A 12,716-nucleotide genomic window follows, 5' to 3' on the forward strand; every position below is an offset into this window, starting at 1 on the left:
CAGCTGCCCCGATGCGACTCTCGCCGAGTCACGGAATTTGCTGCACGATGCGATGCCGTGCGGCTCTCCGGCCCAAGAATGTCGCTGGTGAGTATGGCCAACTCTGACGGTATTTCAAAACGTCCGATGCTCCCGGCTGCTACAGGAGAACCGGCTTCGGCGTGAGGCACGCCTTGTCCAAGGAGATCCGGAACCCGCCGTTGCGCCCGCGGGTGCCGGGGCGTCCCGCGACCCCGGTACGCCGGGATACCACTGACGCGCCGTCCATGGCGCGACTGTACCCGGCTACGCATCGGCAGTGGTCAGGACGGCTCAGACGCCCACTCGGCGCCAGCCGTCGGCCGCCCGGGCGGCCCTGATCAGCTGGTCGCACAGTTCGCGCAGTTCGGTCGCCTGGGCTCCCTCGTCGAGCGCGGTGGCAACATCCTCCGCCGCGCACCGCACCTGGTAGACCCGGTCGGACAGGTCGGCGGCGTCGTCGGCCGACAGGACCACCGCGTCGGGAGGCAAGGCCAGCGAGGCCCCGGCGCCGCCCCTGGTCAACGAGGCGCGTTGTTCGTATGCCCGCTGCCGGCACGACTGGCGACAGTACTGGCGGCGGCGTCCCATCCCGGCGTCGGACACGTCGCGACCGCACCAACGACACGGCTGCGGGCGGGGGCGGCGGCTCACGCCTGCCGACTTTAGTCGGGATTACGTGGCGATCCCGGTATCATTGAGGGTCGCGTCGCGTACGCCGGCAACCGACCGGGGAACTACGCAGACCGCCGCAACGTTTGCCAAGCGGACAGAATTGCAGTACAGCAGCCCGAAAGTTCAAAAGACCTAGAGGAGTAGCAACATGGCTGATCGCGTCCTTAGAGGCAGCCGCCTCGGAGCCGTGAGCTACGAGACCGACCGCAACCACGACCTCGCACCACGTCAGCTCGCGAAGTACCGCACCGAGAACGGCGAAGAGTTCGAGGTCCCTTTCGCCGACGACGCTGAAATTCCCGGCACCTGGCTGTGCCGCAACGGCTTGGAAGGCACCCTGATCGAGGGCGACCTGCCCGAGCCGAAGAAGGTGAAGCCGCCCCGCACGCACTGGGACATGCTGCTGGAACGGCGCAGCGTCGAAGAGCTCGAAGAGCTGCTCAAGGAGCGGCTCGAAATCATCCGGTCACGCCGCCGCGGCTGACCCCCGACCGATCTAGCTGCGGTTGTCGGCGCGCTGAGTGCCGGCGCGGGTCTTGCGGCCCTCGATGCCCCAACGGGTGACCTTCATCAGCGCCTCGCGGATGTTCGATCCGCTCATCTTGGAGACGCCGAGTTCACGCTCGGTGAAGGTGATCGGCACCTCGACGATGACGAACCCGTTGCACACGGTGCGCCAGGTCAGGTCGATCTGGAAGCAGTAGCCCTTGGAGTCCACCGCCTCGAGACCGATCGCCTCGAGGACTTCGCGGCGGTAGGCGCGGTAGCCGGCGGTGATGTCATGGACGCCGATTCCGAGGGCAAGCCGTGCATAGGTGTTGGCCGTCCACGACAGCGCCCAGCGTCGCCACGGCCAATTCCGCACCGACCCGCCCTCGACGTAGCGGGATCCGATCGCAAGGTCTGCTCCGGCGTCGACGGCGTCCAGTAAACGGTGGAGCTGCTCGGGCGCGTGACTGCCGTCGGCGTCCATCTCCACCAGCACCGAGTAGTCGCGGCTCAGACCCCAGGCGAAGCCCGCCAGATAAGCCGCGCCCAGGCCGTCCTTGGCGGTGCGGTGCATCACGTGGGTTCGACCGGCATCGGCGGCCGCCAGTTCCTCGGCGAGCTCCCCGGTTCCGTCAGGGCTGCTGTCGTCGACGATGAGCAGGTGCACGTGGGGGCACGCGTCCTTCAGCCGCCGGTGGATCACCGGCAGATTCTCCCGCTCGTTGTAGGTGGGGATGATCACCAGGACGCGCTCGCTGGGACGATTTCCCTGGTTCCGGGGCGCCGGCTGGCCGGTCGTCATGTAGCTCCTCTGTGTCGCCCGATGTTTCCCGACGGTCGTCGGCCGCCCTCGTGGAGCGGAGTGTCACCGTCGTCCTCCGGCGCCGCCTGGTCCCCGCCCTCGTCGGGCGGGGTTTCGCCCGGGGGCGTACCGGCGTTTGGGGATTCGTCCGAAGCTTCGGACCTCCGACGAATCGGACGCGGGAACCATCCATTGTGCCGTATCCCGGCCAGGATGGCCGCTCCGGCCGCCACGACCAGGAGCCATTGCAGGACGGGACCCCAGCGGGTCGCCGGCGTCAGTTTCGTCTTGAGGCGCACCTGGATGTCCAGGTAATCGGGCTGGAAGAAGTCGGTGCGAACCAGCTCGGCGCCGTCGGGCGCGATCACCGCGCTGATCCCGGTAGTGCCGGCGACTACCACGTATCGGTCGTGCTCGACGGCCCGCACTTTGGCGAATCCCAGCTGCTGCTCGCTCATCGTCTTGTTGAAGGTGGCGTTGTTGCTCGGCACGGCGAGCAACTGGGCACCATTGAGGACCGCTTTGCGCGGGACGCGGTCGAAGATCACTTCCCAGCAGGTGGCCACCCCGACCGGCACCCCGGCGATGTGCACGACGTCCGTGCCCGGCCGGGGCACCATGTTCCCGGCGCGGTTGGCGTACGCGGAGAGATGGCTGAACAGCCATGGCATCGGCAGGTATTCGCCGAAGGGCTGCACGATTTCCTTGTCGTGCCGGTCGGCCGGTCCAGTCGACGGGTTCCACACGATCATGGTGTTGGTGTACTGCGGATTCTCCGGCGGGCTGCCGGGCAGTTCCGACACGGTGCCGATCAGGACCGGCGCGCCGATCGCCGTCGCGGCCTGCGATATCTCCAGCGCGGCGTCGACATTGACCAGCGGATCGATGTCCGAGGAGTCCTCGGGCCAGATGACGAATTGGGGTTGCGGCGCCTGGCCCGCACGCACGTCCTCCGCCAGCCGCAGGGTCTCGCGGACGTGGTTGTCGAGCACCGCCCGCCGCTGCGCGTTGAAGTCCAGACCCAGCCGCGGCACATTTCCTTGCACCACCGCGACGGTGACCGAGGGTTCGCCGCCCGATCCCGTGCCGGCGTGACGCACCTGCGGCCAGACGACGACGGACGCGAATAGCACCAGGCAGATGCAGACGCCCGGCAGCACCACCGCGGGCGGTTCCGCGTCGGTTTTCGCCGGTTCGTCGTCATCGGCGCCGCGGTGCGCCCGTTTACCGGCGTGCCACCACTTCACGATCTCCAGCTCGATGGCGGTCGCGCTGAACCCCACCAGCACGATCGCCATGGAGAGCAGCGAGGCGCCCCCGAGCTTGACCAAGGGCAAGAAGGGGCCCTGCGCCTGGCCGAATGCCACCGATCCCCAGGGGAAGCCGCCGAACGGGACGATCGATTTCAGCCACTCCTGGGCGGTCCACACCAGCGCGAACCACACCGGCCAGCCCGGCAGCTGCCGCACGAGCACGGCCCCTAGGCCGAAGAGGGCCGGAAACAGCGCACACGTCATCGCAAGCACCGTCCAGGGCACGGCGCCGACGAGCAGGCTGATCCACGGCAGCAGCGGCAAATAGAACGCCAGCCCGAAGAGGAACCCGTAGCCCAATCCGCCGGCCGGCGTCGTCGCCGGATGCTTGAGCACCCAGGCCAGCAGCGCGGCCGCCACGACCGCGCCCCACCACCAGTTCAGCGACGGGAAGCTGGTGAAGAGCAGGACCCCGCCCGCTATGGCGCAGGTCAAGCGGGTCAGCCGCGGCAGCATGGCCGCCCGGACGGCGGGCAGCCGCGCGAGCGCGCCCGCGCCCGCCCGGCGTGCCGTGGCCGCCATGCGGCTCGTCAGCGGTGGCGCGCCGGGTTCCGGGGAGTCGACCTCGTCTTCGGGCTTGTCGTCGCGCTCCGGGTCGATATCCGGGTGCGCCCCGAGGTCGTCGTCCACCGGCTCAGCCTCGCCGGCTCCCTCGGAGCGGTCCTTTCGGCCGGAGCAGTCCTCAGCCATGGATGACAGCGCCCCGATGCACCGTCCGCCGGCACCGCGGCAAGGCGTCGTTCGGGCCCAGGCGCGGCAGGGCCGGCACCCGGGCGCGCGGGTCGGTCGACCAGCGCTGCACGGCGTCGCGAGGCGCGTGGACGTCCAGGGGCCCGGCATCCCATACGGCATAGGAGGCCGGCGCACCGGGCACCAGCGTTCCCGTCTTGCCGTCGTGGACACCGGCGGCCCGCCAGCCGCCACGGGTCGCGGCGGCGAACGCGGCACGCGCGGAGACCGCGCTGCCAGGTGTGCGATGGTTGACCGCCGCGCGCACGCTCGTCCAGGGGTCGAGGCCTGTCACTGGTGCGTCGGAACCAAGCGCGAGGGGCACGCCTTGGGATGCTAACAGCGCTAACGGATTGAGCCGACTGCCTCGTTCGGCGCCGAGGCGGCGCGCGTACATGCCGTCGGTGCCGCCCCACAGCGCATCGAAGTTGGGCTGCACGCTGGCGATGACGCCCCAGTGCCCCAGCTGGGCGGCCTGCTCGGCGGTGACCATTTCGAGGTGCTCCAGGCGGTGCCCGCACCGGGCGACGGCGACCGCCCCGAGTCGCGCGACGACCCGCTCGAAGGCGGCGACCACCGCGGAGACGGCGGCGTCGCCGATGACGTGGAAACCCGCGGTCACCTCCGCCTCGGTGCACGCCCGCACGTGCGCCTCGATGGCGTCGGGGTCCAGGTAGCAGGTGCCGAGCCGGTCCTCGGCGTCGGCGTACGGCTCGTGCAGCCAGGCGGTGCGCGACCCGAGCGCGCCGTCGACGAAGAGATCGCCGGCCAGCCCGCGCGCCCCGGTCTCCTCGACGAGCGCGCGCGCCCGTGCGGGGGTGGTCACCGCCTCGCCCCAGTAGCCGGTCACCTCGACGCCTCCATCGAGGGTTCGCAGCTGCAGCCAGTCGTCCACACCGCCGATCTCGGGCCCCGCGCATTCGTGCACCGCGACGATGCCGGCGGCCGCGGCGGCGCGCAGGGCGGCCGCGCGGGCCTCGGCCAGCTGCTCGGGCGTCAACAGGTCGCGGGCGACGGCGCGGACCAGGTGGTGGGCGTCGCCGGTCAGCGGCTGGTCGGGTGAGAAGCCGACAGCCGCCGGTAGGTCCGCGACCAGCCGGCGCAACCCCGTCGAGGCGAGCGCCGAGTGCACGTCGACCCGGGTCAGGTAGGCCACGCGGTCGCCGAGGACGGCATCGAGGTCGTCGGTGCTCGGCGGGCTGTTCTCGGGCCAGGACGACTCGTCCCAGCCATGCCCCCACACCGGCCGGCCCGGGCGGGCGGCCGCATAGTCGGCGACCAGCTGGATGCACTGCGCGCGCGAGGTCGCCGGGCGTAGATCGAGCCCGCTGAGCATCAGGCCGGTTGCGGTCAGGTGGATGTGGCTGTCCACGAATCCGGGCGCCACGAACCCGCCCTGCAAGTCCTCGACGTCGGCGCCGGGAAACGAGTTGCGAGCGACATCGTCGCTGCCCAGCCAGGCGACCACGCCGTCCCGCACCGCCATGGCGGTGGCGTCGGGATGGGTCGGGCTGTGCACCCGGCCGTTGACCAGGAGCGTGGTGGACACGTCACTCACAGGGCAAAACTACGTGTGGTGGCAGGCCGGTGGTTAGTCCCAGGCGGGCCGGCCCGGGTAGCCGCCCCGCACCGGCTCGTTCGGCAGGGCGGGCGGCCTGATGTCGTGGACGTCCACGACCTCGCCGTCGATGTAGTCGTCCCCCGCAGCGCCGCCGCGCTGGCGCACGCCCGCGGCGAACAGCGTCGTGTCGGCGAACATCGGCACCCGCCGCCGCAGGCCGCGCATCGCGATCGCGGCCAGACCCGGCCCGACCACCGCACGGACGGGCCGCACCAGCAGCAAGAGCCCCAGAACCGTGCTGACCAGTCCGGGCATCAGGACCAATAGCGTGGCCAGCGTGATTAACGTCCCGTCTCGCACCGCCGTGCGCGGTTCGGCGAGGCCGGAGCGCAGGTGCCCGATCTGACGGAGAAGGTGCGAGCCCATCACAGGCACCAGCAGGCCCCATCCGAGCAGGAAGGTGCCCGCCAGCGCCAGCAGCGTCCAGCCCCAACCGATGGTCCAAACCAGGGCGATGGTCGCCGCCAGCTCGACGGCGGCGTAGCCGAGAAACAGCCGTGACAGCATGTCCAGCCAACGTCCGCCAACCGCGCCGAAGTTCCCATGGTGACTTCCGGGGCGATTGCAGTTAGATGACGCTATGACCACGATTGAGATCGACACCCCCGACGGACCGATCGACGCGCTGCTGGACCTCCCCAGCGGTCAGGGCCCATGGCCCGGCGTGGTCGTGGTCCACGACGCGTTTGGATACGCCCACGACAAGGAGTCGACGAACAAGCGCATCGCGCAGGCCGGCTACGTGGCGATCACGCCGAACATGTACGCGCGGGGCGGCCGCATCCGCTGCATCACCCGGGTGATGAAGGAGCTGCAGACGCAGCGCGGCCGCGCCCTGGGCGACATCTTGGCGGCCCGCGACCACCTGAAATCCATGCCCGAATGTTCCGGCCAGGTCGGCATCGCGGGGTTCTGCATGGGCGGCCAGTTCGCATTGGTCATGTCGCCCAAGGGTTTCGGCGCCTCCGCCCCGTTCTATGGCGCTCCCCTGCCCCGCAACCTCGATAAGACGCTAGACGGGGCGTGCCCCATTGTGGCCAGCTTCGGCGCCCGTGACCCGCTGGGACGCGGCGCGCCGGAGAAGCTGCGCGAGACCATCGCCAACAAGAACATCACCGCCGACGTCAAGGTCTATCCCGGCGTTGGGCACAGCTTCGCCAACGAACTGCCGGCCCAGCCGCTGCTGCGGATTACCGGTTTCGGCTACGACGCGGACGCCACCGAGGACGCCTGGCGCCGGGTGTTCGCGTTCTTCGGTGAACATTTGGCGTCGGGCGCGACGACCTAGTTGCGTCACACCAACTTTCGCGACAGGACCGTCGCGAACGTGTGCGTGTCTCCAGGCCAGCGCGCCGACACGTAGCTGCCGTCGTCGACGACGAACGCGGGCCGCGAATCGGTCGCGGTGTCGCGTGAAATCCCGGAGGATTTGCGCCGCCAGCCAGGCGAACCGCGCACGACATCGCAGAAATCCGTCGGATTTTCAAGTGCGCGAGTCACTTCCGACTGCACCGACATGTAACCCCGGGGCTGGCCGGGTTGCTCGGTGTAGGTCCGGTAGTAGTTCCGGTCCCAGAATCGGGTGAACCGCGTCAATCGCCAAGCCAGGCCCTCCATCGCCCACGTCAACGCCGTGGTCTTGTGTCCATAGAGCACCGAACGACCGGTCTCGGGATCGACGCTGCGCGCCGCGAGCAGCACGCCGTGGCAGATGGCGGCGACGATGACCCCCCGCTTGAACGCTTCGACGACAAGCCGGTGCAGGACGGCGCTGTCGACATAGCTGCGCATCCCCCGGGCGCGATGCCCGCCGGGCAGCAGCAGCGCGTCGACTCCGTCGAGGCCGGCTTGCGCCCACGCGATGGGGTGCTGAAACTCGTTTGACGCCAGCATATCCCGATACGCGCTGCGGCCATCCTTGTTGGCACGCAGCATCAGCCCGATCACCGGGATGGCGCCCAGCACGGGCAGGGCGGACCACACGTCCAGGCCGCGGCCGCTCACCATGATGTCGTCCGCCGCACCGGGTGATCCGCTTTCGGTGGCAAACACCACCCGATGTCCGTTGCGGGTCAGGACGCGCCAGCTGACGGCGACCTCGGTCGGGTCGAAGTCACGGTCGGGGATGGGGACGAGAACGGTGCCCATGCGGCCTATGCCTGCGCCACCCGGAGCTCGAGGCCAACGTTGTTCTCCATGCCGCCGCGCAGCTTGCTGAAGAGATTGAACACCTTGCCCACGATGCCGTAGCGCTTTCCGATCGCGTCGTAGACGACGGCGGTTTGCGACTTGTCGAGGATCGCTGCGGTGCCTTCGACGGCCTCGCTGGTCGGGCGGCCCTGCATGGTGCAGGTGGCCAGGGTGACTCGTGGAGTGTTGCGAATCCGCTTGACCTTCCACGACTTTGCCTGGGTGATGACCAGGAGCCGGTTTTGGTCCGCGGCCGCCCAGATCGGCGTTGGCTTGGCCTTGCCGTCCTTGGTGAAGGTGGTCAACAGGATGTATTGCGCCTTGGCGAGATCGGCAAAAGTCGGTGTCACGGTGTCAACCTACGCCGGTCGGTCGGCTCGTGCCGAGTGTGCGGCCGGCCGCACGCTCGATGCCGAGTGTGCGGCTTGCCGCACACTCGCGTCAGGGATCAGCCTTCCAGGTCGCCCTCGGTCTCCAGCAGCGCCTGCCGCAGGCCGTCGAGGGTCTCGGGTTGCGGCTGTTCCCACATGCCGCGGCCGGCGGCCTCCAAAAGCCGTTCGGCCATGCCGTGCAGCGCCCACGGGTTGGACTCGGCCATGAACTTCCGGTTTTCGGGATCCAGCACATAGCTCTCGGTGAGCTGCTCGTACATCCAGTCGGCCATCACCCCGGCGGTGGCGTCGTAGCCGAACAGGTAGTCAACGGTCGCGGCCATTTCGAACGCACCCTTGTAACCGTGCCTGCGCATCGCCTGCATCCAGCGTGGATTGACGACGCGGGCGCGGAAGACCCGGGTGGTCTCCTCGGAGAGCGTGCGGGTGCGGATCGCGTCGGGTCTGGTGTTGTCGCCGATATAGGCGGCGGGCGCCTGCCCCGTCAGCGCCCGGACCGTGGCCACCATGCCGCCGTGGTACTGGAAGTAGTCGTCGGAGTCGGCGATGTCGTGTTCGCGGGTGTCGGTGTTTTTGGCGGCCACGGCGATCCGACGGTATTGGCGGTTCATGTCATCGACCGCCTCGCGGCCGTCCAGGTCGCGGCCGTAGGCGAACCCGCCCCACGCGGTGTACACCTGCGCGAGGTCAGCGTCGTCGCGCCAGTTGCGGCTGTCGATCAGCTGCAGCAGCCCGGCGCCGTAGGTTCCCGGCTTGGATCCGAAAATCCTTGTGGTGGAGCGCCGTTGGTCGCCATGCTGGGCAAGGTCGGCCAGCGCGTGCGCGCGCACATAGTTGTCGTCGGCGGGCTCGTCGAGGCCGGCGACCAGCTGCACCGCGTCGTCGAGCATCGTCACCACGTGCGGGAAGGCGTCCCGGAAGAACCCGGAGATCCGCACAGTCACGTCGATGCGCGGGCGGCCCAGCTCAGCCAGCGGGATCGGCGTCAGGTCGACGACGCGCCGCGACGCGTCGTCCCAGACCGGGCGGACACCCAGCAGCGCAAGCACTTCGGCGATGTCGTCGCCGGCGGTGCGCATCGCCGAGGTGCCCCACACCGACAGTCCCACCGACTGGGGCCACCGCCCGTGGTCGTTGCGGTAGCGGTTCAGCAGCGAATCCGCCAGGGCCACACCGGCTTCCCAGGCCAGCCGCGACGGTACCGCCTTCGGGTCGACGGAGTAGAAGTTGCGGCCCGTGGGCAGCACGTTCACCAGGCCGCGCAGCGGTGAGCCCGATGGGCCGGCCGGGATGAACCGGCCATCCAGCGCGTTGAGCACCTGCTCGATTTCGGCGGCGGTTCCGGCAAGCCGGGGCACCACCTCGGTGGCCGCGAACCGCAGCACGGCCGCCACCTCGGGGTTGTCGGTGATGCGGTCGGCGGCTTCGGGATCCCAGCCGCTGGCCTGCAGCGCGGCGACGAGTTCGCGCGCCGCGGACTCGGCCCGGTCGACCGAAGAGCGTTCGTCGGTGCCGTCCTCAGCCAGGCCCAAGGCCTGCCGCAACCCGGGGAGGGCGTGCTCGCCGCCGAACAGTTGGCGGGCCCGGAGGATCGCCAGTACGAGGTCGAGTTCGACGTCCCCGGAGGGCTTTTGGCCCAGGATATGCAGGCCGTCGCGGATTTGAACGTCCTTGATCTCGCAGAGCCAGCCGTCGACGTGCAGCAGCATGTCGTCGAACGAGTCCTCCGGCGGCCGCTCCGTCAGCCCGAGGTCGTGGTCCATCTTCGCGGCCCGGATCAGCGTCCAGATCTGCTGGCGGATGGCGGGCAGCTTGCCCGGATCCAGCGCGGCGACGTTGGCGTGCTCGTCGAGCAACTGCTCCAAACGGGCGATGTCACCGTACGTTTCGGCACGCGCCATCGGCGGGATGAGGTGGTCCACGAGCACCGCGTGCGCCCGTCGTTTGGCCTGGGTGCCCTCACCGGGGTCATTGACCAGAAAGGGATAGATGAGGGGCAGATTCCCCAACGCCGCGTCGGATCCGCAGGCCGCCGACATGCCCAACGTCTTGCCGGGCAGCCATTCCAGGTTGCCGTGCTTGCCCAGGTGCACCACTGCGTGCGAACCGAATCCGGTGTCGAGCCAGTGATAGGCGGCCAGATAGTGGTGGCTGGGCGGCAGGTCCGGGTCGTGGTAGATCGCCACCGGGTTCTCCCCGAAGCCGCGGGGCGGCTGCACCATCAGCACCAGGTTGCCCGCTTGCAATGCGGCGATGACGATTTCACCGTCGGGGTCGTGCGTGCGATCCACAAAGAGGTCGCCGGGCGGCGGACCCCAATGCCGGCTCACCGCGTCCGTCAGCTCGGCGGGCAGGGTGGCGAACCAGTCGCGGTAATCCTTGGCGGACACGCGTATCGGGTTGCCGGCCAGTTGGCCTTCGGTCAGCCAATCGGGGTCCTGGCCGCCGCGCTCGATCAAGGCGTGGATCAGGGCGTCCCCGTCGTCGGCATCGACCCCGGGCAGCTCGCCCACCTGATACCCACGCTCGCGCATCGCCCGCAGCAGCGCGACCGCGCTGGCCGGAGTGTCCAGACCCACCGCATTGCCGATCCGGGCGTGCTTCGTCGGATACGCCGAAAACACCAGCGCCACCCGCTTGTCGGCCGGGGCGACGTGGCGCAGCTGCGCGTGCCGGACCGCCAGGCCGGCTACCCGCGCGCACCGCTCCGGGTCGGCGACGTAGGAGATCAGCCCGTCGTCGTCGATCTCCTTGAAGGAGAACGGGACGGTGATGATGCGGCCGTCGAACTCGGGCACCGCCACCTGGGTGGCGACGTCGAGCGGGCTGAGCCCGTCGTCGTTCTCGCTCCACTGCGCCCGGGAGCTGGTCAGGCACAACCCCTGTAGGATCGGAATGCCTAGGGCCGCAAGGTGTTCGACGTTCCAACTGTCGTCATCGCCGCCGGCGGACACCGTGGCCGGCTTCAGTCCCCCGGCGGCCAGCACGGTGACCACCATCGCATCGGCGTCGCTCAGCCGTTGCAGCAGTTCGGGTTCGGCGGTGCGCAGCGACGCGCAGTAGACCGGCAACGGCCGCCCGCCGGCGTCCTCGATGGCCCGGCACAGCGCCTCGACGTAGCCGGTGTTGCCGGCCAGCTGCTGCGCCCGGTAGTACAACACGGCGATGGTGGGACCTTGGGCGTCGCGGGCAGGCCGCTCCAGCTCGCCCCAGGTCGGTGTGACCACCGGCGGGCTGAACCCGAAACCCGTCATCAGCACGGTGTCGGACAGGAAGGCGTGCAGCTGGCGCAGGTTGTCCACCCCGCCGTGCGCCAGGTAGATGTGCGCCTGCACCGCGATGCCGGCGGCGAGCGTGGACAGGCCGGTCAGCTCGGCGTCGGCGGCCTGCTCGCCGCTGACCAACACCGTCGGCACACCGCTGGCGATCACCGTGTCGATGCCGCTCTGCCAGGCGCGGTAGCCGCCGAGGATGCGGACGACGACGATTTCGGCGTCGTCGAGGAGGTCCGGAAGTTCGCTTTCATCCAGGCGTGCCGGGTTGGCCCACCGATAGTTCTTCCCGCTGGAGCGGGCGCTGATCAGGTCCGTATCGGACGTTGACAGCAAAAGGATGGTCGGCTCAGCCACCCATCATTCGTACCGTAGGGTCGCCGCGATCCGGGCGGCGACCTCTCCGGCAACCCGCAGCGCCTCGTCGCTCTTGCCCGGCTCGTAGCGATCCGCGACGGCGTCGTAGTCGGCGCCGGCGATCGACCCGTGATCGGCCGCCAGCTCCACCAACTCGACAGGCCAGCCGACCCGTTGGAGGCGTTCGGCGAAATCTTTGCTGGCCGTCGCGGGAACCACGTCGTCAGCCAGGCCGTGCAGCAACGTGAACGGCGTGCCGACTCGGCCGGTGGGCAGCCCGTCGTCGACCCGTCGACCGAAGATCGGGTCGGGAACCATGAAGGCGCCCGCCAGACACACGGTGTGCGCCAATTGGGCGTCGCCGTACAGCGTCACGGCCGCCGCGGCGACGCCTCCCATCGACCACCCGACGAGCACGATGCGGTCGGGAGCGTCGGCGAAGCCGCGGGCGAAGTCGAGCGATCGCAGCAGGTCCCCGCGCCCGCCGTCGTCGGCGTGAGAATTCCAATCCGGCGCCACCACCGACGCGCCGCGCTCGGCGAGCATGCCGGCGAGGGGACCGAAGGCGGCGCGGGCATCGGTCTGCATGCCATGCCACAGCAGGACTGTGGGCCGGGTCGAGTCGCCGTAGACATCCGCAAAGCGGGCTGGGGCGTACTCCACTGTCTGCACGGGCACGAGGGTGCCCAGGTCGGCGAGGCTTCAATCTCGAACGTGCACTCAGGGCGAAAAAACCGCCGGAATCTCGCCGTGAGTGCACGTTCGGCGCGAGACCGGGACCCCCTCGGTAGCGTGGGCACATGGCCAGGACGCGCGACACCGACGCTTGCCCGGGTGCGCTCCAGGTGCACCGGGCGG

10 protein-coding genes and 1 pseudogene are annotated in these 12,716 nt (G+C 69.6%); 2 read left to right on the forward strand and 9 right to left on the reverse strand.

Going from position 1 to position 12,716, the window contains the following annotated elements:
- Positions 1–139 precede the first annotated feature (139 nt).
- Positions 140–268, reverse strand: a complete 129-nt coding sequence (locus A5711_RS27885) for a hypothetical protein (protein WP_255398137.1) — start codon at positions 266–268, stop codon at positions 140–142.
- 44 nt (positions 269–312) lie between these two features.
- Positions 313–672, reverse strand: a complete 360-nt coding sequence (locus A5711_RS00430) for a hypothetical protein (RefSeq protein WP_082975613.1) — start codon at positions 670–672, stop codon at positions 313–315.
- Positions 673–841: 169 nt separating this feature from the next.
- On the opposite strand from A5711_RS00430, the gene rbpA reads away from it, so the two are divergent.
- Complete coding sequence (rbpA, locus tag A5711_RS00435; protein ID WP_067926986.1) at positions 842–1,177, forward strand: RNA polymerase-binding protein RbpA; 336 nt, start codon at positions 842–844, stop codon at positions 1,175–1,177.
- Here the strand turns inward: rbpA and lnt are convergent.
- The 3 genes and pseudogenes from lnt to A5711_RS00455 form a co-directional block, all read right to left on the reverse strand.
- A pseudogene (lnt, locus tag A5711_RS00445) lies at positions 1,152–3,819 on the reverse strand (apolipoprotein N-acyltransferase). The gene rbpA and the pseudogene lnt overlap by 26 nt on opposite strands.
- 160 nt (positions 3,820–3,979) lie before the next feature.
- On the reverse strand, positions 3,980–5,512 hold the full coding sequence (locus A5711_RS00450; protein ID WP_156744696.1) for an amidohydrolase: 1,533 nt from the start codon (positions 5,510–5,512) through the stop codon (positions 3,980–3,982).
- A gap of 105 nt (positions 5,513–5,617) precedes the next feature.
- Positions 5,618–6,154 carry an FxsA family protein gene (locus A5711_RS00455; protein WP_067942979.1) on the reverse strand — a complete coding sequence of 179 codons (537 nt, stop codon included), beginning with the start codon at positions 6,152–6,154 and terminating at the stop codon, positions 5,618–5,620.
- A gap of 73 nt (positions 6,155–6,227) precedes the next feature.
- On the opposite strand from A5711_RS00455, the gene A5711_RS00460 reads away from it, so the two are divergent.
- The gene (locus A5711_RS00460) at positions 6,228–6,935 is read left to right on the forward strand and encodes a dienelactone hydrolase family protein (RefSeq protein ID WP_067942981.1); all 708 of its coding nucleotides are present in this window, start codon (positions 6,228–6,230) and stop codon (positions 6,933–6,935) included.
- A 5-nt stretch (positions 6,936–6,940) separates the two neighbouring features.
- Here the strand turns inward: A5711_RS00460 and A5711_RS00465 are convergent, their stop codons facing one another.
- The 4 genes from A5711_RS00465 to A5711_RS00480 all read right to left on the reverse strand — a co-directional run bounded on the left by A5711_RS00465 (position 6,941) and on the right by A5711_RS00480 (position 12,530).
- Positions 6,941–7,795, reverse strand: coding sequence for a type 1 glutamine amidotransferase domain-containing protein (locus A5711_RS00465; RefSeq protein WP_067942983.1), 855 nt, complete (start codon positions 7,793–7,795; stop codon positions 6,941–6,943).
- 5 nt (positions 7,796–7,800) lie between these two features.
- Positions 7,801–8,187, reverse strand: coding sequence for a PPOX class F420-dependent oxidoreductase (locus A5711_RS00470; RefSeq protein WP_067942985.1), 387 nt, complete (start codon positions 8,185–8,187; stop codon positions 7,801–7,803).
- Positions 8,188–8,285: 98 nt separating this feature from the next.
- Positions 8,286–11,858 (reverse strand): cobaltochelatase subunit CobN, encoded by a 3,573-nt coding sequence (gene cobN / locus A5711_RS00475; protein ID WP_067942986.1) that lies wholly within the window; start codon positions 11,856–11,858, stop codon positions 8,286–8,288.
- Positions 11,859–11,861: 3 nt separating this feature from the next.
- The gene (locus A5711_RS00480) at positions 11,862–12,530 is read right to left on the reverse strand and encodes an alpha/beta hydrolase (RefSeq protein WP_067942994.1); all 669 of its coding nucleotides are present in this window, start codon (positions 12,528–12,530) and stop codon (positions 11,862–11,864) included.
- Between the last annotated feature and the right edge of the window lie 186 nt (positions 12,531–12,716).

Origin of the sequence: Mycobacterium sp. E2238 (assembly GCF_001672665.1) — a bacterium.
Lineage (GTDB): Bacteria > Actinomycetota > Actinomycetes > Mycobacteriales > Mycobacteriaceae > Mycobacterium.

Bases quoted from the DNA above. Each gene is read 5' to 3' on its own strand.
- A5711_RS27885 (WP_255398137.1), bottom strand. From the start codon at position 268: ATGGACGGCGCGTCAGTGGTATCCCGGCGTACCGGGGTCGCGGGACGC.
- A5711_RS00455 (WP_067942979.1), bottom strand. From the start codon at position 6,154: ATGCTGTCACGGCTGTTTCTCGGCTACGCCGCCGTCGAGCTGGCGGCG.
- A5711_RS00460 (WP_067942981.1), top strand. From the start codon at position 6,228: ATGACCACGATTGAGATCGACACCCCCGACGGACCGATCGACGCGCTG.
- rbpA (WP_067926986.1), top strand. From the start codon at position 842: ATGGCTGATCGCGTCCTTAGAGGCAGCCGCCTCGGAGCCGTGAGCTAC.
- A5711_RS00450 (WP_156744696.1), bottom strand. From the start codon at position 5,512: ATGGCGGTGCGGGACGGCGTGGTCGCCTGGCTGGGCAGCGACGATGTC.
- A5711_RS00465 (WP_067942983.1), bottom strand. From the start codon at position 7,795: ATGGGCACCGTTCTCGTCCCCATCCCCGACCGTGACTTCGACCCGACC.